19 protein-coding genes and 4 tRNA genes are annotated in these 20,883 nt (G+C 58.8%); 5 read left to right on the forward strand and 18 right to left on the reverse strand.

What is annotated here, in order from left to right:
* Window positions 1-25 precede the first annotated feature (25 nt).
* Genes yigB through lptM form a run of 5 tightly spaced genes read right to left on the reverse strand, consistent with a single transcriptional unit; the run spans window position 26 to window position 3,413 of the window.
* On the reverse strand, window positions 26-742 hold the full coding sequence (gene yigB / locus EBL_RS18275) for a 5-amino-6-(5-phospho-D-ribitylamino)uracil phosphatase YigB (protein WP_002444206.1): 717 nt from the start codon (window positions 740-742) through the stop codon (window positions 26-28).
* Window positions 742-1,647: a tyrosine recombinase XerC gene (gene xerC, locus EBL_RS18280; RefSeq protein WP_014716241.1), complete on the reverse strand. Its 906-nt coding sequence runs from the start codon at window positions 1,645-1,647 to the stop codon at window positions 742-744. The genes yigB and xerC overlap by 1 nt, the downstream gene beginning before the upstream one ends.
* Window positions 1,644-2,348 (reverse strand): DUF484 domain-containing protein, encoded by a 705-nt coding sequence (locus EBL_RS18285; protein WP_002444193.1) that lies wholly within the window; start codon window positions 2,346-2,348, stop codon window positions 1,644-1,646. The genes xerC and EBL_RS18285 overlap by 4 nt, the downstream gene beginning before the upstream one ends.
* Entirely contained in the window at window positions 2,345-3,169 is an 825-nt protein-coding gene (gene dapF / locus EBL_RS18290; protein ID WP_002444191.1) for a diaminopimelate epimerase, read from the reverse strand. The genes EBL_RS18285 and dapF overlap by 4 nt, the downstream gene beginning before the upstream one ends.
* A gap of 37 nt (window positions 3,170-3,206) precedes the next feature.
* Entirely contained in the window at window positions 3,207-3,413 is a 207-nt protein-coding gene (gene lptM / locus EBL_RS18295) for an LPS translocon maturation chaperone LptM (RefSeq protein ID WP_002444189.1), read from the reverse strand.
* Window positions 3,414-3,647: 234 nt separating this feature from the next.
* Here lptM and cyaY point away from each other — a divergent pair, with 234 nt between their 5' ends.
* Entirely contained in the window at window positions 3,648-3,968 is a 321-nt protein-coding gene (cyaY, locus tag EBL_RS18300) for an iron donor protein CyaY (protein WP_002444187.1), read from the forward strand.
* 5 nt (window positions 3,969-3,973) lie between these two features.
* Here the strand turns inward: cyaY and cyaA are convergent, their stop codons facing one another.
* The gene (gene cyaA, locus EBL_RS18305; protein WP_002444185.1) at window positions 3,974-6,532 is read right to left on the reverse strand and encodes a class I adenylate cyclase; all 2,559 of its coding nucleotides are present in this window, start codon (window positions 6,530-6,532) and stop codon (window positions 3,974-3,976) included.
* Between the two features lie 284 nt (window positions 6,533-6,816).
* Between cyaA and hemC the strand changes: the two genes are divergently transcribed.
* From hemC to hemY, 4 genes are read left to right on the forward strand one after another with little or no spacing between them, the layout of a single operon-like run.
* A complete protein-coding gene (gene hemC, locus EBL_RS18310) occupies window positions 6,817-7,761 on the forward strand; it encodes a hydroxymethylbilane synthase (RefSeq protein ID WP_002444183.1) in 945 nt (314 codons plus the stop codon).
* Entirely contained in the window at window positions 7,758-8,504 is a 747-nt protein-coding gene (gene hemD, locus EBL_RS18315) for a uroporphyrinogen-III synthase (protein ID WP_002444180.1), read from the forward strand. The genes hemC and hemD overlap by 4 nt, the downstream gene beginning before the upstream one ends.
* 15 nt (window positions 8,505-8,519) lie before the next feature.
* A complete protein-coding gene (hemX, locus tag EBL_RS18320) occupies window positions 8,520-9,821 on the forward strand; it encodes a uroporphyrinogen-III C-methyltransferase (RefSeq protein ID WP_002444178.1) in 1,302 nt (433 codons plus the stop codon).
* Between the two features lie 2 nt (window positions 9,822-9,823).
* Window positions 9,824-11,020 carry a protoheme IX biogenesis protein HemY gene (gene hemY, locus EBL_RS18325; RefSeq protein WP_002444176.1) on the forward strand — a complete coding sequence of 399 codons (1,197 nt, stop codon included), beginning with the start codon at window positions 9,824-9,826 and terminating at the stop codon, window positions 11,018-11,020.
* Between the two features lie 579 nt (window positions 11,021-11,599).
* Here the strand turns inward: hemY and EBL_RS18330 are convergent.
* From EBL_RS18330 to rfbA, 12 genes are all read right to left on the reverse strand, one after another.
* Window positions 11,600-11,676: transfer RNA gene (locus EBL_RS18330), tRNA-Pro, on the reverse strand.
* Window positions 11,677-11,712: 36 nt separating this feature from the next.
* A tRNA-Leu gene (locus EBL_RS18335) sits at window positions 11,713-11,799 on the reverse strand.
* Window positions 11,800-11,815: 16 nt separating this feature from the next.
* Window positions 11,816-11,891: transfer RNA gene (locus EBL_RS18340), tRNA-His, on the reverse strand.
* Window positions 11,892-11,958: 67 nt separating this feature from the next.
* A tRNA-Arg gene (locus tag EBL_RS18345) sits at window positions 11,959-12,035 on the reverse strand.
* Window positions 12,036-12,137: 102 nt separating this feature from the next.
* The gene (gene thrP / locus EBL_RS18350; RefSeq protein ID WP_002444174.1) at window positions 12,138-13,523 is read right to left on the reverse strand and encodes a bifunctional threonine/serine APC transporter ThrP; all 1,386 of its coding nucleotides are present in this window, start codon (window positions 13,521-13,523) and stop codon (window positions 12,138-12,140) included.
* A gap of 247 nt (window positions 13,524-13,770) precedes the next feature.
* Window positions 13,771-14,511 (reverse strand): lipopolysaccharide N-acetylmannosaminouronosyltransferase, encoded by a 741-nt coding sequence (wecG, locus tag EBL_RS18355; protein ID WP_002444172.1) that lies wholly within the window; start codon window positions 14,509-14,511, stop codon window positions 13,771-13,773.
* 25 nt (window positions 14,512-14,536) lie between these two features.
* A complete protein-coding gene (gene wzyE / locus EBL_RS18360; protein ID WP_002444170.1) occupies window positions 14,537-15,883 on the reverse strand; it encodes an ECA oligosaccharide polymerase in 1,347 nt (448 codons plus the stop codon).
* A complete protein-coding gene (wecF, locus tag EBL_RS18365) occupies window positions 15,880-16,959 on the reverse strand; it encodes a TDP-N-acetylfucosamine:lipid II N-acetylfucosaminyltransferase (protein ID WP_002444169.1) in 1,080 nt (359 codons plus the stop codon). The genes wzyE and wecF overlap by 4 nt, the downstream gene beginning before the upstream one ends.
* Entirely contained in the window at window positions 16,956-18,206 is a 1,251-nt protein-coding gene (gene wzxE / locus EBL_RS18370; protein ID WP_002444168.1) for a lipid III flippase WzxE, read from the reverse strand. Before wzxE ends, wecF begins: the two co-directional genes overlap by 4 nt.
* A 1-nt stretch (window position 18,207) precedes the next feature.
* Complete coding sequence (gene rffA, locus EBL_RS18375; protein WP_002444166.1) at window positions 18,208-19,338, reverse strand: dTDP-4-amino-4,6-dideoxygalactose transaminase; 1,131 nt, start codon at window positions 19,336-19,338, stop codon at window positions 18,208-18,210.
* Window positions 19,339-19,342: 4 nt separating this feature from the next.
* A complete protein-coding gene (gene rffC, locus EBL_RS18380) occupies window positions 19,343-20,023 on the reverse strand; it encodes a dTDP-4-amino-4,6-dideoxy-D-galactose acyltransferase (RefSeq protein ID WP_002444164.1) in 681 nt (226 codons plus the stop codon).
* Complete coding sequence (gene rfbA, locus EBL_RS18385) at window positions 20,001-20,882, reverse strand: glucose-1-phosphate thymidylyltransferase RfbA (RefSeq protein WP_002444162.1); 882 nt, start codon at window positions 20,880-20,882, stop codon at window positions 20,001-20,003. The genes rffC and rfbA overlap by 23 nt, the downstream gene beginning before the upstream one ends.
* Between the last annotated feature and the right edge of the window lies 1 nt (window position 20,883).

The following is a 20,883-nucleotide window of genomic DNA, read 5'->3' on the forward strand; positions in this document are numbered from 1 at the left end:
GAATTATATACAGAACTGGTGAGAATTATATCAGTGCGCTAAGGGATGCCAAGGCAGAAATTTCCAGGTGGGGTAGCAGACGGCTGTCGCTGACGTGCATTAAATCCTCACCGCGCAGGTTGATCCAGCAGGCCTGCAGGCCGCTGCGCACTGCGCCCGCCACGTCGGTTGTCAGATCGTCCCCCACATGCAGGATCTCCGCCGCCGTCACCCCCAGCCGCTTAGCCGCCAGCCGGTACATATCGCCTGCGGGTTTGGCGCGCCCGTCAGGCCCGGCGCGCAGCACAAACTCAAAGTAGCCGCTCAGGCCGAACTTCTCCGGCTCCGCGTTACCGTTGGTAATCGCCACCAGCGGCCATTTTTGCCCCAGCGCCTTCAGGGTGCGGTGGGTCTCTTGTGGCACCTCAATCCGGCTGCGCCAGCGGGCGAATTCCGCCATCGCCAGCCCGGCGCCGTGCCGGGCTTTTTCCGGCGTTTCCCCCACGCCCAGTAGCGCCTGCTCAATGGTCCGGCGGCGCCATTCTGTCACGTCGTGGTAGATTTCCGGCTCCGCCTGGCGCAGTGCCTGGCGCAGGTGTAAAAAGTCTTCCGGCTGCAGGGTGCGAAACCGCGGGTGGTACTCCTGCAAAAAGCGCAGCGATTCCTGCTCGGTACGCAGGATCACCGGGCGGTTGTCATACAGTGTATCGTCCAGGTCAAACGTGAGTGCCGCAACCGGCCCCAGCGGGCGATAAAAACGCATTACGATTTCCCCCGTTTAGCGCGCGGGTGCGCCGCATCGTAAACCGATGCCAGGTGTTGAAAGTCCAGATGGGTATAGATCTGGGTCGTTGAAAGGTTGGCGTGGCCCAGCAGCTCCTGAACACCGCGCAAATCACCGCTGGACTCCAGCATATGGGTGGCAAACGAGTGGCGCAGCTTATGCGGGTGCACATGGCTGCTCAGCCCCTGTTTAACCCCCCACTCGGCAAAACGCTTTTGCACATTGCGCGGGGAGATGCGCCGCCCCAGTTTTGAGACAAACACCGCGTCATCTTCGGGGCCGAAGAGTTCACGCAGATCAAACCAGTGCTCCAGCCAGCTTACCGCGCTGCGGCCGATGGGCAGGCGGCGCTCTTTGCTGCCTTTCCCCATAACCCACACTTCGCCACTGGCCAGATCCAGGTGTTTGCAGTCCATATTGACCAGCTCAGACAAACGCAGCCCGGCCCCGTACATCACCTCAAGCATGGCCCGGTCACGTACCGCCAGCGGATCGTTAATATCGATATCCAGCAGCTGGTTAATGTCGTCTACTTCAATGTTTTTCGGCAGGTGGCGCGGTGCCCGGGGGGTGGTTATCCCTTTTGCCGGGTTCGCCTGCAGCTCTCCCTGGCTTATCAGCCAGTCAAAAAAGCTGCGCAGTGCCGACAGGCGCAGCGCAAGGCTCGACGCCTGTAGCCCGGCCCGGCGGCTGCGCACCACCAGATTGCGCACCATCGCCGCGTCACACCCGGCCCAGTGCTGTAACCCCGCGGCGCTCGCCAGCACAATCAGCGCATCAAGCTGACGCCGGTAGTTCACCAGAGTTACAGGACTGAGCTGGCGCTCAACCCGGAGGTAGCGCAGAAAGCGTTCTGTCGCATCCTGCAATTCAGTGGGGATCATACGCGTTCGATCCAGCGTTCAATCAGCCCCGGCAGCATCAGCGCCAGCTCCTGTAAAAACTGGGTGCCCTGCCCGGCCTGATAATGCTGAGGGTCGCGGCTGCTGAAGATCAGCACCCCGTCGTTACCGTCCTGGCCCAGCAGCGACATCGCCACGCTGCCGATAGCCTTGCCCTGGGGCAGCATGGTCAGCAGTTCCGGGCCGTGTAGCGGGCCCAGGTAGTGCTGGCCATCGCCAAAGCGCTGAATGCGCAGCGGCTCAAAAGCCTGATGGGTAAGCCCAAGGTGGGTGAAGTCAGAAGGGGCGCCAATGCGCCAGCGATCGGGGAATAAGCGGATATTGGCACCGGCCAGCCCCAGCTCCCTCGCCCAGCGGTGAAGCCGGTTAAGCATGTCCTGCAGGCTGTCTGCCGCGACCAGCACATTCTGCAGGCGCAGCAGGCTGTAAAACAGCCCTTCGTTTTCCCGGGCCTGCTCCAGCAGCAGCCCGATATCCTCTTCCAGGTGGCCTATCCGGTCACGCTGGCGGGCCATGTGCCACTCCACCAGCGAGACGGTGCCACGCACCGGATGCGGAACCCGCAGTTGTTCCACCAGACGGGCATTACGAATAAAAAAGTCCGGGTGCTGGCTCAGATAGTCACAGACCTCACGATCCGTGAGCAGTTCTGGCTGTTCCTGAGTTTCTCCGGCATTGCTCATAAGTGAATGAATCCATCATAGACGTGGGTGGCAGGCCCGGTCATAAACAGCGGATTCCCGGGCCCCTTCCAGGCAATATCCAGGCGCCCGCCGGGTAAGTCGACACGCACGCGCCCGGCCAGCAGCCCCTGCTGAATACCGACCGCCACAGCACCACAGGCACCGCTGCCGCAGGCCTGGGTCTCACCGGCACCGCGTTCAAAGACACGCAGGCGAATGTATTCCCGGTCGACCACCTGCATAAAGCCGATATTGGCCCGCTCCGGGAAGCGCTCGTGGCTTTCCATGACCGGCCCCAGGGTTTCCACAGCGGCGGTGTCCACGTTGTCGACCTGAATCACGCAGTGTGGGTTCCCCATAGAGACCACACCGCACAATACTGTCTGCTCCGCCGCGCGCATAATATAAGTTTTTTCCGCTTTGTTGGCCCGAAACGGGATCTGGGACGGTTCAAAGCGCGGCTCGCCCATGTTCACAGTGACCAGTTCATCTTCCGATACACTCAGCACCATCCGGCCATTGGCGGTACTGACCCGGATATCCCGTTTATTGGTCAGCCCTTTGAGGCGCACAAAACGGGCAAAACAGCGGGCGCCGTTACCGCACTGGGAGACTTCGCTCCCGTCCGCATTGAAGATCCGGTAGTGAAAATCCAGATCCGGATCGTAAGGCGGCTCGACGATCAGCAGCTGATCAAACCCCACCCCGAGGTGGCGATCGGACAGTTTGCGGATAAGCTCCGGCGAAAAATAGACGTTCTGCGTTACCGCATCAACGACCATAAAATCATTACCAAGACCATGCATTTTAGAGAACTGCATTTTTTGCTCCGTCACTGCGGCCATGAACGATGCGCTATTAGTAATTTACCTGGGTCGGACCGGCAGAGACGGCGCGATCGTTACGTGTTGGCTCATCCGGGCGCACGGTTTGCGTCTGGGTCTGGGTGGGTCGTGCGACCGGTTTACCGTCTTCCGGCGGGAAATAAAGCGGCCCTTTCAGACCACAACCGGAGAGGTTAAACAAAACCAGCACTACCGCCAGCGTTCTCAACGTATTCTTCATGCCTGCTCGCTTGTTATTTTTTCTGGTGGCTATTAATCCCGGGCTCAGTGGCCGCACTCATGAGCGCCACTGAGGTGATGGCTATATCATCGCAGGTGATCCCTGAAAAGCAATACTTCGATGCAGCAAACACCTGGATATTCCCGGGCCGGGTGGTTTCTTCGCACCCGATACCATTCCTATTCCCCGGCGCAGCTTTTATACTGCGGCGATACCCTTCAACAGGAAATGACCATGAACGACAGTGAATTTCATCGTCTGGCTGACGAGCTGTGGCTGACTATCGAAGAAACCCTCGATAATTATGACGGCGATAGCGACATTGATTGTGAAATTAATGGCGGCGTGCTGACGCTGAGCTTTGAAAACGGCAGCAAAATTATCATTAACCGCCAGGAGCCGCTGCACCAGGTGTGGCTGGCGACCAGAAATGGCGGCTACCACTTCGACCTCAAAGGGGACGAGTGGGTGTGCGATCGCAGCGGCGAGACCTTCTGGCACCTGCTGGAAGAGGCATGCAGCGCTCAGTCAGGTGAGAAGGTCAGCTTCCGGTAAGTGCCTTACTGATACTGCTGTAGTAAGGGGGCAACCTCGCCGCCGCCGGTGCCCGCCGCGGCGGTGACCCGGCCAGGCTGGCTGCGGAACGGGATAACCTGGCTGTGGCCGTCGACGTTAACAATCTGGTAGAACTGCGGCAGGTTGAAGTTGATAAAGCTGGAGCCGTAGGTAAAGCGGTCGTGTGACGAGGAGTAGAAACGACACACATCGCGCACCAGATCTTCCACGCTGCCTTCGCAGTGGTGGTAAATCTCCGCCCGGTTGCTCTCATCCAGAATATAGATATTAAAGCCCTGATCGTCGGGGCTTTCTTCAAAGAAGAACTGGATAATCCCTTCGCTGGCAAAACCATCGACCACGGCCGGTAGCTGGATATGGTGGGTTTCTACCTGTACCGAGAGGCCATGCAGTTTGTTGTTGGAAATCGCGCCATAGAACTCCACCGCGTTTTCCAGCTTCTGGACCGAGACATTCAGCCGCTCAAAGAACAGCCCCCAGGTCTGCCCGGCAATACGCAGAGCTTTAAAGCGCCCCGGCTCCTGGCGAGTGCTGGAGGAGCAGGTCAGGCGCAGGTCAATACACTCAGAGACCAGCTGCTGCACCCGGGTACGGATAAGCCCGCGCAGGTGCTGGCTGTAACAGAACACTTCAACGCTGTCCGGCGGGGCCGCATCCTGGTGCATCTTACCGAGGATGGTCTTCAGGGCTTCGATCATCGCCTGCTCGCCGTTAAAGTGCAGGGTACGCACCTCATTCCACGAGTTGCGATACAGCAGATCCACACTGCCCACCAGGCACTGCTGATCTTCGCCAAAGCTGAACACATCCAGCTTGCGGAAATCAAAATGGACCACCCGATCGCGAAATGCCGCTGTCGGGTCATATTCCAGGTTAACAATCAGCGCCAGATGGCGGATCTCACAAGGGCTGTAGAGCGCTTTCGGGGTCGGCGCCGGTAAACGCAGCGGGAAGTGGCTTGAGACGTCAGACACCATCTCCTGCAGCTTGGCTAAATCGACAATGCCATTGCCTTTGATATACAACCGGGTACGGGAGGTGAGCAGGCCATTAAACCACGCCCAGGCCACCAGTTTATTCAGGTAGCGGTTATATTCCAGCGGCTGCTGGCTGACAATGGAGTTCATGTCCGGCGAGCGGTTATACAGATACCACCCGGTACGGTTCGCCCGGCCCGGAGGCACATGGATAAAGGTCAAATCCGGCTCGGAAAGATCTGGCGAAATCTGCGGGTTAACGAGAGTCACCTTACCGGGCAGGGCTTCAAACGCCGCATACAGTTTACGGGTCAGCACGCCGATGTCCTGAGGACTTGCGCTGACACTCAGATTATTGCGCCGCGCAAAACGGATCAGGTTACGGTAGCTCTGCATCATGGCGTCGAGCAGTTCGTTATGCGCGTCGCGAACTTCTTTAATTTTCCAGTTGGCGCGGTTATCCAGCATCGCCAGGCGCTGCTCATCCCAGCCCCACTCTTTGACCAGCTGGCTCAGTATTTCACGCCGCCAGCCGACACAGGCGCGTTCGCGGGATAACTTTTCACACACTTTGAGGTAGAAACAGCGGCGAATCAGATCAAGGCGCGCGTCGTCTTTCACTTCCACCAGGTAGCGGGTTACCCGGCCCAGCATCATGCAGTAAGGGTCAAGACCGTAAGAGACTATCTCGCCGTCATGCAGGTGCTGTTTGATCTCTTTGGCCAGCAGTTGCGTATTGGGGTATTCCCAGGAGTAGGCTTCCAGCAGCAGGGTTTTGAGCACCGCCTTATAGGGGGAGTCGATACTCTTATACAGCTGCCACAGGCTGGCACCGAAGTACTCTTCGGCAGACAGGGAGCTAAGCCCCCCCAGGTCCAGCCACTCGTTGGGAGTCAGCACGCCCTGGGCATACAGGCTCATCACGTAATCGTCGTAGTGGTCTTCTTCCTGGCCCGGCACCATATTCCACAGAATACGTTTCCCGGCCAGGCGTACCGCGGTGCGGTAGAACTCATCCAGCAGCAGGATATGCTGGGTTGAGCCGCAATCCTCTCCCCCCAGGCTGCCGCTCTCGTTACGGCGAAAACGGTTTTCGTCTATCAGGAAGAAGCTGACCTCCACCCCCAGCGAGGCGGCCCAGCTCTCCAGCAGGCTGCATTTACGCTGCAGCAGCTGGCGCTCATCCGCATCCAGCCAGGCCTGGTGGCACACCCAGATATCCAGATCCGACGAGCAGCTTTGCCCCACTGAGGAGGTGCTGCCCATGGTATAGACACCGGTGATGGGTAACTCACCGGACAGCGTAGCCTGAGGCGGCATGCCGCGGGTCAGCTCCAGCTCATCGAGATAGTGACGCTGGGTCTCATCCGGCGTGTAAAGGCAGATGCCATGGGGAACGTTACCATCAATATAGCCCGGCATCAGCGGATGATGATAATGCAGAAGTGTAGGCAGCAGACTGTAAACCTGTTGGAAAGCAGGCCCCATAGCAGCCAGTGCGCGATCGACACGCAGTTGGTTGATGGCATCCAGTCTCTGTTTCAGAGTCTCAATATAGAGGTACAAGACGTATCGCCTGATGGTTTCAGTATTTCTCAGAAGTAACCCGTTTCCCTATATCTACCGTTGTGGTTGTGATAAGTCAGGTAGACAACTGCTGGAAACGTGATCAATTTAACACCTTGCCTGTTGACCGTAAAGAAAGATACGTTACAAAGTCAATCCGGCGCAGATTTATACCGCCAGGTCATCGTGCGCGCCTCCCCATTTCACCGGCAAAAACAGGTACATTAAGCCTTTCATCAGCAATGATGTTAGGATGGTCAGAGAATAAATAGACGGTAACTAGCATGTTAGACAATGTACTCAGAATTGCCACTCGCCAGAGCCCGCTTGCTTTATGGCAGGCGGAATATGTCAAAACGCGCCTGGAAGCCTGCCACCCCACATTAACGGTGGAGCTGGTACCCATGGTCACCCGGGGCGATATTATCCTCGATACGCCGCTGGCCAAAGTGGGCGGCAAGGGGCTGTTTGTCAAAGAGCTGGAGCTCGCCCTGCTGGATGGCCGGGCAGATATCGCCGTGCACTCCATGAAGGATGTCCCGGTGGCGTTCCCGGAGGGTCTGGGGCTGGTTACCATCTGCGAGCGGGACGATCCCCGCGATGCGTTTGTCTCTAACGACTACGCCAGCCTGGATGCGCTGCCCCCCGGCAGTATTGTCGGCACCTCCAGCCTGCGTCGCCAGTGCCAGATTGCCGCCCGGCGCCCGGATCTCGTGATCCGCTCCCTGCGCGGTAACGTGGGCACCCGGCTCAGTAAGCTCGATGGCGGCGACTATCACGCGATTATTCTTGCCGCCGCCGGGCTCCGGCGCCTGGGGCTGGAATCCCGGATCCGTTCACTGCTCACCCCGGAAGAGTCACTCCCGGCGGTGGGCCAGGGGGCGGTCGGGGTAGAGTGCCGCCTGGACGATACAACCACCCGCCGCTTTCTGGCGGCCCTGAACCACAGCGCAACCGCCACCCGGGTCACCGCAGAACGGGCGATGAACATTCGCCTGGAAGGGGGCTGTCAGGTGCCGATTGGCAGCTATGCGGAACTACAGGGCGATGAGATCTGGCTGCGGGCGCTGGTCGGCAATCCGGACGGCTCGCGCATTATTCGCGGTGAGCGCCGTGGCCCGGCCGCACAGGCCGAAGCGCTGGGCACCTCGCTGGCGGATGAGCTGCTGAACAATGGCGCCCGGGAAATTCTGGCCGCCCTCTCAGACGACGGGGCCCACTCCGCATGAGTATCCTGGTCACCCGCCCCTCTCCTGCCGGAGAGCAACTGGTCGCACGTTTGCGCAGCCTGGGGCGGGAGGCCTGGCATTTTCCGCTGATTGAATTCTCCCCCGGGCGCGAGCTGGCACAGCTTCCGGCGGCCCTGGCCGGGCTGAGGCCGGGCGATCTCGGATTTGTCCTGTCACAACATGCGGTAGAGTACGCCCGGCGCGCGCTGAGCCACAGCGGCCAGCCCTGGCCCGGGCATGTTCAGTGGTTCGCCATTGGCAGAACTACCGCGCTGGCGTTTCACAACGTGACCGGGCTGGATATTCGCTATCCGCAGGATCGGGAAATCAGCGAAGTCTTGCTACAATTACCTGAATTGCAAAATATTGCCGGGAAGCGGGCGCTGATCCTGCGCGGCAATGGCGGCCGCGAGCTGCTGGGTACGACCCTGGCGGCGCGCGGCGCAGAGATAGCCTACAGCGAATGCTACCAGCGTAGCCCCAGGCACTATAACGGCGCGCAGGAGGCCCATCGCTGGCAACAGCGCGGTATTCGCACGCTTATCGTGACCAGCGGGGAGATGCTGCGCCAGCTGTATACGCTTACGCCGGAGTGGTATCGGCACAACTGGTTGCTGACCTGTCAACTGGTGGTCGTCAGTGAGCGTCTGGCATGCCTGGCCCGGGAGCTGGGCTGGCGGGATATTCAGGTCGCCGACAATGCGGACAATGATGCGCTATTACGCGCGTTACCATCACAGTAAACATGGGATGTCAGAATGACGGAACAACAGAAAGAGTCCTCCGCCAGGGTTGAAGAAACCAGCGCGGCTGTAGGGTCATCGCCGGAAAGTGCGAAGAAGAGCGCGGCCAGTACACCCGCGAAGCCCCCGCGCCACGGGGTGGCAGGTATCGCCCTGGGGGCGATTGCTATTGCCATCGCACTGGCCGCTGGCGTGAGCCTGTACACCTGGGGTAAGCATCAGGCATCCTCGCAGCTGGCCATGAGCGACAGCCTCAGCAGCCAGCTGGAAACGCTACAGCAGCAGCAAAAACAGCAGCAGGACGCCTTCACCACCCTGCTCAATCAGCAGGCGGCCCAGCTAAACGCCGCAACCACGGCCCGGGATCAGCTCGCAAAGGAGCTTAAAGAGGTCCAGCAGAAGGTTGCGATGATTTCCGGCAGCGATGCCAAAACCTGGCTGCTGGCCCAGGCCGATTTCCTGGTTAAGCTGGCGGGCAGAAAATTGTGGAGCGATCAGGATGTCACAACCGCGGCGGCGTTACTGAAAAGTGCCGATGCCAGCCTGGCGGACATGAACGATCCGAGCCTTATTGGCGCACGCCGGGCGATTACGGAAGATATTGCCACCCTTTCCGCCCTCACCCAGACCGATTACGACGGGATTATCCTGAAGCTCAACCAGCTGACCAACCAGGTGGATAACCTGCACCTGGCGGATAACAATACCGATGACTCCCCCATGGACGCCGACAGTGCCGAGCTCTCCAGCTCGTTAACGGAATGGCGCCAGAACCTGGTAAAAAGCTGGGACAGTTTTATGGACAGCTTTATTACTATCCGCCGCCGGGATGAGAGCGCCGTTCCGCTGCTGGCGCCGAACCAGGATATCTATCTGCGGGAGAATATTCGCTCTCGCCTGCTGATTGCCGTACAGGCCGTACCGCGCCACCAGAGCGATGTTTACAAGCAGTCGCTGGAAAATGTCGCCACCTGGGTGCGCGCCTACTACGATACCAACGATGCCAGCACCCGCGCCTTCCTTGAAGAGCTTAATAACCTGAGCCAGCAAAACATCAATATGGATGTGCCGGAAACGCTCAAAAGCCAGCCGGTGATGGAAAAACTGGTCCAGACCCGGGTGCGCAATCTGATGGCGCAATCAGCCAGCAACAGCGCGGCCCCGGTACCTGCTCCGGCACCTGCACCTGCACCTGCACCTGCACCTGCACCTGCACCTGCACCTGCACCTGCACCTGCACCTGCACCGGAACATACCACCACGGCACAACCGGCCACACCCGATAGCGCAGCACCGGCTGCTGCGCAGGGAGAGTAATCATGATTAAAGTCCTGTTACTCTTTCTGTTACTGATTGCCGGTATAGTCCTCGGCCCAATGCTGGCGGGCCACCAGGGCTATGTCCTGATCCAGACCGACAACTACAACGTGGAAACCAGCGTCACGGGCCTGATTATCATGCTGGTCCTGTGCCTTGTGGTGCTGTTTGCCATTGAGTGGATACTGCGCCGTATCTTCCGCACCGGTGCGCGCACCCACGGCTGGTTTCTTGGCCGCAAACGTAACCGCGCCCGTAAGCAGACCAGCCAGGCACTGCTGAAGCTGGCGGAGGGGGATTATCAGCAAGTTGAAAAGCTGATGGCCCAGAACGCCGATCACGCCGAACAGCCGGTCGTGAACTACCTGCTGGCCGCAGAGGCCGCCCAGCAGCGCGGGGACGAGATCCGCGCCAATCAGCACCTGGAGCGCGCGGCAGAATTGGCCGACAACAACCAGATCCCGGTGGAAATTACCCGGGTGCGCCTGCAGCTGGCCCGTAACGAAAACCACGCGGCCCGCCGCGGTGTGGATAAGCTGCTGGAGGTCACCCCCCGCCATCCTGAGGTACTGCGTCTTGCTGAGCAGGCGTATATCCGCACCGGTGCCTGGAGCGCCCTGCTGGATATTCTGCCCTCCATGGAAAAAGCCCAGGTGGGCGACGAGCAGCACCGTGACAATCTGCGCCAGCAGGCGTGGATCGGCATTATGGAGCAGCTCATGGCCGAACAGGGCAGCGAGGGGCTGAACCTGTGGTGGAAGAACCAGAGCCGCAAAACCCGCCAGCAGACCAGCCTGCAGGTGGCTATGGCGGATCATCTGATGGAATGCAACGACAACCAGAGCGCCCAGCAGGTCATTCTGGAAGGGCTTAAGCATCAGTACGATGACCGCCTGGTCATGCTGATGCCGAAGCTGAAATCAGACAACCCGCAGCAGCTGGAAAAAGCCCTGCGCCAGCAACTGAAGGCCGACGACAAAAACCCACTGCTGTGGAGCACCCTGGGGCAGTTGCTGATGAAGCACGGGGAATGGCAGGAGGCAACCCTGGCGTTTCGCGCAGCGCTTAAGCTGCGCCCGGACGCCTACGACTACGCCTGGCTTGCGGATGCGCTTGACCGGCAGCATCAGCCGGAAGAGGCGGCGACCATGCGCCGCGACGGGCTGCTGCTGACCCTGAAAAACGACAAAAACGCCTGATCCACCACAGGCTAAGCCCGACACACAAAGGCGAACTCCGGTTCGCCTTTTTTCATGCCCGGATAACGCAGATAAAAAAACGCCCGCTGAACTCAGCGGGCGTTAAAACAGGTCATTCGGACAACAAAGGTGCTTCACTCAACGTTGTGTCCATGGTGTCTGATGAGGCGTGAGCGACATCTTTCTGGTGGACGATAAGCACCGTAAACGGCTCTGCGTCATTCCCGGCATTATGAGGCGTTACCGCGAGCATAAAAATGGAATGAGCATCTACCCGGGTATTATTGCACTTTGCGTGCCAGCCTTACAGCCGGACCGCAAAAAATAATAAGGGCCCCGCCTCTGGCCCTCCCCCGGGGCTGTCAGCTGCACCCCGGCACCGGAACTGTCGCCATATAACGACGCGCAGCGCGAATTTTAAAATAATAGTGCATAAACAGAGGGTTAAATGTCACCAGACAGAGACAACCACACCCGGGGCTGTGTTGTTCTGGCAACACCCGGGGCAGAAGCAGTAAAGGGGGGGATCCGGAGGCGTAAAAACAAAAAACCCCTGTTCATACGAACAGGGGTCTGAATTGGTCGGCGAGAGAGGATTCGAACCTCCGACCCACTGGTCCCAAACCAGTTGCGCTACCAAGCTGCGCTACTCGCCGATGTACTGCTTTTGTATTTCTGGTTCAATTCGGGTGTGGTGCGAAGAGAGGGACTTGAACCCTCACGTCCGTTAAGACACTAACACCTGAAGCTAGCGCGTCTACCAATTCCGCCACCTTCGCATAACCACGAAAAGAATGGGGTGGTTAATGGGGCTCGAACCCACGACAACTGGAATCACAATCCAGGGCTCTACCAACTGAGCTATAACCACCACTGTAAATCTCTGCGATACTTAACTGTAATACAGGAAAGTATCTCGCAACTCAGGCACTGCTAAATGGTGCGCCCGACAGGATTCGAACCTGAGACCTCTGCCTCCGGAGGGCAGCGCTCTATCCAGCTGAGCTACGGGCGCTTAGCGCCGTTGCGGGAGGGGATACTACGGCCTAAGCGCATTTCTGTCTAGTGCTTTTTTTAAGAAAATGCGCGTTTGGTTACGCTTTGCGCATTTTGGCACTTAATCATTCAATTTCCGGGCAATTCCCCGCTTACCCAGCCCGAATACCTTATAGCCAAGGGTCACCAGCACCAGGAAAAGCGCCCCGACAATCAGCGATAAGCGCGTATCTTCATTCACCCCCATGCCCACCAGCACACAGCCAAGGAATGCCATGGTCAGGTAATTGGTCCACGGGAAGAGCACCGAACGGAACGGATGGCTGGCCATGGCGTTGCGGTGCGCGCGGCGAAAGCGAATCTGGCTTATCAGAATCACAAACCAGGGCACCATCCCCGGCAACACGCTGGCGCTGTACACATACACAAAGACCCGCTGCGGGTTCGGGATAATATAATTCAGGCAGGAGCCCACCAGCAGGATCCCGATAGAGACTGCCACCCCCATGGCCGGAACACCATTACGGGAGACTTTCGCCATCGCGGCAGGCAACTGGCGGTTACTGGCCAGCGCATAGAGCATACGCCCGCAGCTGTACATACCGCTGTTACACCCGGAGAGCGCCGCCGTCAGCACCACAAAGTTAATAATCCCGGCCGCCGTGGCGATACCAATCTTAGAAAACGTCAGCACAAACGGGCTGCCATTGCTGCCGATTTCGTTCCACGGGAAGATGGTCACAATCACAAAAATCGCGCCCACATAAAAAATCAGGATCCGCCACAGCACCTTACCGACCGCACTGCGCAGCGTAACCTGCGGGTTACGCGCCTCCCCGGCGGTGATACCGATAAGCTCCACCCCCTGATATGAGGCCACCACAATGCAGAGCGCCGTCAGAAACCCTTTCCAGCCCCCGGCAAAGAAGCCGCCGTGGGCGGTCAGATTGCTGAATCCCACCGCGTGGCCGCCATTGCCCAGGCCAAAGAAAATCACCCCCAGCCCCACAATGATCATCACAATAATGGTGGTGACTTTGATCATCGCAAACCAGAATTCAATCTCGCCGTACAGGCGCACTGCCGCAAGGTTCGCCAGCGCCACCAGCGCCACGGCTATCAGGGCCGGTAGCCACTGGGGAAGCTCCGGGAACCAGAACTGGACATACACGCCAACGGCGGTAATTTCAGAGATCCCCACCGCCATCCACATAAACCAGTAGGACCAGGCGGTCAGATAACCAAAAAACGGGCTCATATAGCGATGGGCGTAGACCGCAAACGAGCCGGTTACCGGCTCCAGAAACAGCATCTCCCCCATTGAGCGCATAATGAAAAAGACAAACAGGCCCGCAATAATGTAGGCCAGTAATACGGAGGGGCCTGCCCACTTCAGGGTGCTGGCGGAGCCCATAAACAGCCCCACGCCAATGGTGCCGCCCAGCGCGATCAGTTCGATATGCCGCGCTTCCAGGCCTCGCTGGAGCGCTTCTTTTTTCTCTGCCATAAATCCTCAATGACCAGTGTCTGCGGTGGTCCGGTTTTCCGGTTATTGTTTTGTGAACATCAGTACGCGATGCCCGGCGGCGTTACGCCGGATAGGGTAGTCGCAACCGTACCTGATAGGGGTGGCAATGGTTTCGCATTTTTTGCCTGATGGCAAATACTACGTTATGAAATAACGAAGAGTTGTAACAAGACGGGAGAAGATCAGCGGAAACAGGCAGCGCACCAGTGCAGATGCGCTACCAGGTTCAGATATTGCCGCTGTAGTGCCAGGCCAGATAGCGCAGTAAACGCAGCTGGCGGCGAATGCGGCTGGGCTGAAGCACCAGACGATACAGCCACTCAAGCCCCAGTTGCTGCCACAGGCGCGGGGCGCGCTTAACGTGGCCGGTGAAGACATCGTAAGTGCCACCAACCCCCATATACAGCGCATCCGGATACACCTGGCGGCAGTCACGCATCAGGATCTCCTGGCGCGGCGAGCCCATTGCCACGGTGACAATTTTCGCCCCGCTGTCGCGGATCCGGCGAAACAGCGCGTCGCGATCCTGGGCGGCAAAGTAGCCATCCTGGGCACCGACAATATTCACCTGCCACTGGCTGCGCAGTTTGGCAACCGTCTCCTCCAGAACCCCGGGTTTGCCGCCCACCAGGAATACCGGCGTACCTTCACGACCGGCCCGCGCCATCAGCGCCTCCCAGAGATCGGCCCCCGCCACGCGCGACACCTGCGCCTGGGGGTATTTTTTGCGTACCGAGCGCACCACGCTAATGCCGTCTGCATATTTGAACTCTGCGGCGGCAATTAAATCATGCACCACCGGATCAGACTCCATGGTGAGGATTTTTTCCGCGTTAATGGCGACCAGCGTCCCCTTGCGGAGCTGGCCGTCCTGATACAGGTAATCCAGCGCATGGTTCATATCGCGCCATCCCAGAAGTTCCAGACCGCGCACCTTGTAATACGGTACTGTTGTTATATCAGTCATTCTTTTCCTTGTCGGACATAAAGGTTCAGGAGGATCGTCTGAGCATGGCTGACGAGCGCGCATGAACCAGGCCCGCACTGTCCAGCAGCCAGTAGAGCAGTTTAGCCACCAGCAGACACAGGCCAAAAATCACCATAAAAAACACCACTCTGGAGGCAAACGCATCCAGGCCTTCACGGGCCAGCACAATCATGTTGAAAACAGCCCCGAAGCAAAAGCTGTACAGCACCGCCGCTTTATAGCGGTTTGGCGTCTGATTAGCCCGCAGGTAAATCCAGTCAAACCATTTGATAATCAGCCCGACCACCACCGCCCCCGGTGCCAGCAGCCAGGGGCCGCCCATCACAAACAGCGAGCCGATAAGCGTGGGGGAGATGGCCAGCCCGGAGTGGTTATTCAGCACTTCCCAGGTGAAGTAGTTCGCAGTATTGAGCACGATACCGGGTCGCGACGGCCACATCCAGGAGGGAATAAAGACATAAAAATCGCGCACAATCGGCGCCAGCCCCTGGAAATCAATCTTGTCGTAGTTTTGCAGCAACAGGCCAAGGTTTTCCCAGGGGGAGAAGGTATCGCGGGTCAGGTACAGGAACGTATAAAACGCCTCATCACCGCTGACATTTAACCCGTAGCGCTTCAGGGCCAGCCAGAACATACCAACAACCCCGGCCGCCCCGGCAGAGGCCAGCATCCACAGGGAGATCCAGCCACGCACAATGCCGATAAACAAAAAGAGGGCAAACGCGATAATAATATTGGCCCGGGTGCCCCCCACAATCACATAGGTCAGGAACCCGAAGGCCACCGTACTGGCGAGGAAGAAAAGCCACATCTTAAAGGTGGGGTTGAGAAAATAGACCACCAGCATGGCGGGAATAAAGAAATAAAAGAACCGCTTAAGCGCCACGCCTGACACTTCACTGGAAAATATCTGGCTGTAAGACTGGAGCTTAAACAGCAAAAACCCGTTGTGCATGAAGAAAACCGACACGCTGACCAGGGCCACCAGCATCAGCAGCCCCCACATCAGGTTGGTTTCCACCCGGTTCATGGTAAACAGCCCGTTACCGCCGGGCGCCGGGGGCGCTCTCCGGAGCCGGGTTTTATAGGCCACATAGTAAATACCGTAAAACCCGGTGGCAGAGAGCAGCGCCTGCAACAGCATCTCTGGCGGCACCACGCTGACATTAAACCGGAACACCAGCACCGAGGTCAGCGGGAAGCCGAAGTAGAACGTCAGCAGAAACAGCAGCGAGAAGAACGCGTGGAAATTAAACCGGAACTGCCGGAACGCCTGCAGTGTCACCGTGCCAATAAACAGCACTGCACACAGCCAGACCACAAACAGACCGCAGAACTGTAACAGACTCATGGGCGCCCCCCTGCCGCCAGGCGCAGCGCATCATGCCAGCCTGCCAGGTAACCCGGGTTAAAAAAGGCAATGTGCTGCTTATCCACGCAGGAGAGCTGGCGCTGTGCCTGGCGAATAATCTGCTCACTGAGCACGTCGCCCTCGAACAATACCGGCAACTGCTCTGCCACCATATCCTTCCAGAACGGATTTTTACGGCTCAGCACACAGGGGATCCCGGCCTGAATCAGCAGACACAGGGTGCCTATCCCCTGCTGGCGCTCAAAGGTGAGCCAGCCGAGATCGCAGGTGCGCAGCAACTGCAGATACTCAGCAAAGGGCATCTGCTCACGCAGCACCCGCAAATGCCCGGTGCTGAACAGCCCGCGACCGGCCTGCTCCACCTCATCAATATAGGCCTGGTTATTCGCCGGATACCCCATAGGCACCACCACATTGACCGTATCGCCGAACTGGCGGTGCACCGCCTGTAGCGCCGCAATGTGGTTATTACTGCGATCGCCGGAATTGCCCACCAGAATCGTCAGCGGCCCCTGGCGGGTGATGCTGTCTGCCAGGGTATTGAGCTGCGGGTCCATCCGGGTCGGGAAGTAGAGCAACTGCCCCGGCACCACCGGGTGGCGCTGATGGTAGTAATCCAGATCGCCCCTGGTGGCAAAGACCCGCCCCACCCGCCCCTGGGCAATGCGGCGAATCAGATAAAATAAGCGAAACTTCAGGGAAGATGAGACTTCATACAGGTCCGCCCCCCAGATATGCCAGCTGACCCGGGCAGGCTTAAGGCCGCCGCGCAGCAGCGCCAGCCAGACCCCGGTATTAAACTGCCCGTGGAAGAAGAGGCCGTCATCCGGGTGCTGGCGGGCAAAGGCCACCAGCGCTTTTGCCAGTGCGCTTTTGCCCGGGTAGACGGTGATATCCAGCGCGGGGTACGCCTCTGGTGTGAAGCCCGCACCGGCCACCACCATAAACCGGTGTGCCAGCGTCGTCTCCGCCGCCAGCTTATCGTTAAAGAACCGCAGCACGGTCTGGTTATGGTGCGGGATATCCGATCCCAGAATATGCAGTAGTTTTGTCATGCTCGCTTACGCCAGAGAAGAAACACGCCGCTACACAGGGCAAAGTAGACAATATACGTCGCCATATAGGCCTGGGCCGCCCCCAGCGCCCCGTGGGCCGGGATCAGCCAGTGGGAGAAACCGGTCAGCAGGGCAAACTGGCTGACTTCCGCCAGGATATAAAAACGCAGTGACGCTTTGGCAATCACCAGGTAGCCGTACACATACGCGCCCACCTTGAGCACGTCGCCCACCAGCTGCCAGGCAAACAGCCCGCGCATGGCGGTGAACTTGTCGGAAAACAGCAGCCAGATAGCCACATCGCGCAGCAGCCACACGGTCAGGCTGGCCAGGGCCACGGCAGGCAGCACAAAGCGCAGCGCCCGGCCAATCTCCCGGGAGATAGCCTGGCTCTCGGTCTGGCGGGCCAGGGTCGGCAGCAAATAGACGCTGAACGAAGCGGTAATAAACTGCAGGTAGGCATCAGAAATGCTGCTCACACCCTGCCAGATCCCCACCTCTTCCCAGCTATAGTGGCTGGCCAGCAGGTTACGCATCATCACATAGGCCAGCGGCAGCGTAACGGCGGTGATTAACGCCATCAGGGTAAACTTACTCAGGCTGGCGGCCAGCGTGCTGTCCCAGCAGGGCTTCAGCCAACTGAGCGGAAAATGGCGCCGCCGGTGCAGCATATACATGGCGGGGATCACCAGCAGCGCCGGGACCAGCGCCAGCCCCAGCAGCGCACCGGCATACCCGGCAATACGCCAGCAGACAAAGTAGGCCGCCACTCCGATAACGCTGCCCGCCATCAGTGCCAGGGCGTTGCCCGCCGCATCCCGATACCCTTTCAGTAACGCCAGTGTCAGGTTCGCCCAGGCGATGCCCATCTGTACCAGCCCCACCAGCTGCACCACGCCCCGGTACTGCTCGTGGCCGAATAACCCACGGCTGACCGGCCCGGCGGCGAAGATAAACACCACCGCCAGCAGCGTAGAGAAGCCCAGCACCATCGCAGAGGCAGTGCCCACAACCTGGCGCAGAGGCGCCGGCTGCTGCTGATACTGGGCCACATATTTGGTGACCCCGTTAAAGATACCGGCACCGGCCAGCACCCCCAGCACGGTGACCATCTGGCGAAAGTTTCCCGCCATACCGACACCGCCGGGGCCATAGGCCACCGCCAGCAGTTTGACCACCAGCAGGCCTGCGCCAATTTTTACCAGTGTGGACCCGGCAGTCCACACTGAGGCTCTGGCTAACGACATGTCAGGAGAAGTAGCTCAGCAGCGTGTTAATCACGCTGCGCTGATTAACGGGTGACAGGTTATAGAACAGCGGCAGACGCAGCAGGCGTTCGCTCTCTGTGGTGGTATACCGGTCCTCGCCATGAAAACGGCCAAATTGTTGCCCCGCCGGGCTGGAGTGCAGCGGAATATAGTGGAACACGGCCATAATTTCCGCTTCTTTAAACCAGCTGATTAACCGGCTGCGGTCTGCTTCATCGCGCAGCTTGATATAGAACATATGGGCATTCTGCCCGCAGTCTGCCGGAACAACCGGCAGCGCGATGCGCCCTTTGGCGGCCAGCGGCGCCAGGGCGTCGTAGTAATTTTTCCATAGTGCCAGGCGCTGCTGATTGATGCGCTCAGCCACCTCCAGCTGGGCCCACAGGTATGCGGCCTGGAGATCAGACATCAGGTAGCTGGAGCCCACATCCCGCCAGGTGTATTTATCCACCTGACCACGGAAGAACTGGCTGCGGTTGGTGCCTTTCTCGCGGATGATCTCTGCCCGCTCCACCAGCGCCGGATCATTGATAAGTGTTGCCCCGCCCTCACCACCAGAGGTGTAGTTTTTGGTTTCATGGAAGCTGTAGCAGCCAATATGGCCGATACTGCCCAGGGGGCGCCCTTTGTAGGTCGACATCACCCCCTGAGCGGCGTCTTCAACCACAAACAGGTTGTATTTGGCCGCCAGCCCCATAATGGTGTCCATTTCGCAGGCCACCCCGGCATAGTGAACCGGCACGATAACCCGGGTTTTGTCGGTGATTGCGGCTTCGATTTTGGTCTCGTCAATATTCATGGTGTCCGGGTGGATATCCACAAATACGATGGTGGCCCCGCGCAGCACAAAGGCGTTAGCCGTCGAGACAAAGGTATAGCTGGGCATGATCACTTCGTCGCCGGGCTGAATGTCCAGCAGCAGCGCCGCCATCTCCAGAGAAGCGGTGCATGACGGCGTCAGCAGCACTTTTTTGCTGCGAAAATGCTGCTCCATCCATAACTGACAACGACGGGTAAAGCCCCCGTCACCGCAGAGTTTTCCGCTGCCCAGCGCGGACTGCATATACTCAATTTCAGTTCCCACCACCGGTGGGGCATTAAAAGGGATCATTTTTTCACCTGTAAAGCCAGTAAGCGGAGCCGATAACCTCGCCGCCGCTGCGAATATAGCGCCGGATTGCCGCGCTATTACTAATCTGAGTGGCGATATACAGCCGCGTCAGCCCACGCCCGGCGCACCAGTGGCTGGCGGCCTGCATCAGTTCGCCGCCGCACCCTTTCCCGGCCAGCAGCCCGACCCGCGCATCCTGATTGTTCAGCTGGCGCAGGGTGACAAACCCGCGCAGCTCTCCGGGCTCCCCGGGCAGTATCAGGCAGCAGTGATCAAACGTGCCGCGCACGGCGTTTTCTATCCACTGGGCGTAGAACCGCCCGCTGTCCTGCGCCCCATACCAGGGGGCGCGAAAGCGGCTCTGGGTAAACACCCCGGCGGCACGCTCGCGCAGGTGGGCGATATCCTCAGCCACAGCCTGTACCGTGGCCGGAGCCTCTCCCTGTCCGGGGCCTACCGGTACACAAAAATCCAGTTCGCCTTCTACCAGCTGAAAACCCAGCTGTTGCAGGGCATCCAGCTGGTCGCTGCGCCCGGTGGCGATTTTGGCCTGCACCCGGGGCCAGCTGTCCAGCAGCGCTTTCTCCAGCGGCCGGGCCTGTGGGTCAAAGCGCAGGATCCCGCTTTCAATGCCAAAAAAATGGCTTTCCCACTCAAGGGGTTCAATACTGGCGTGGACGGGCACGTAATAACTCCAGCAGATAGTGGCCGTAGCCCGTTTTTGCCAGCTGCGCGGCGGCAGTACGCACGCCATCGTCGTCCAGCCAGCCATTACGCCAGGCTATCTCTTCCAGGCAGGCAATTTTAAACCCCTGGCGCTTCTCAACTGTCTGAACGAATGTACTCGCTTCAATCAGGCTGTCATGGGTGCCGGTATCCAGCCAGGCAAAGCCCCGGCCCAGCAGCTCCACGGTCAGCTCTCCGGCTGCCAGATACATCTGGTTAATGGAGGTGATTTCCAGCTCTCCGCGTTCAGAAGGCGTCACCTGCTTTGCGAACTCAACCACGCGGTTATCGTAGAAATACAGCCCGGTGACTGCCCAGTTAGAACGCGGCTGTTTGGGTTTCTCTTCCAGCGACAGCGCCCGGAAATCATCATCAAATTCCACAACGCCGAAACGCTCAGGATCCATCACCTGGTAGCCAAACACCGTAGCCCCCTGCTGGCGGGCCGCCACCTGGCGCAGTTTGGGGCTGAAGCCCTGGCCGAAAAAGATATTATCTCCCAGCACCAGGCAGCAGGCATCATCACCAATAAACGACTCGCCAATAATAAACGCCTGGGCCAGCCCCTCCGGGCGTGGTTGCGTTGCGTACTCAAGGTGCACCCCAAAGCCGCTACCGTCCCCCAGCAGGCGCTGAAACGCCGTCTTGTCGTCCGGCGTGGTAATAATCAGGATCTCCCGGATACCCGCCAGCATCAGCACCGACAACGGGTAATAAATCATTGGCTTGTCGTAGACCGGCAACAACTGCTTCGATACCCCACGGGTTATCGGATGCAAACGGGTGCCAGATCCCCCCGCCAGAATAATACCTTTCATC

It is taken from the genome of Shimwellia blattae DSM 4481 = NBRC 105725 (genome assembly GCF_000262305.1).
Lineage (GTDB): Bacteria > Pseudomonadota > Gammaproteobacteria > Enterobacterales > Enterobacteriaceae > Shimwellia > Shimwellia blattae.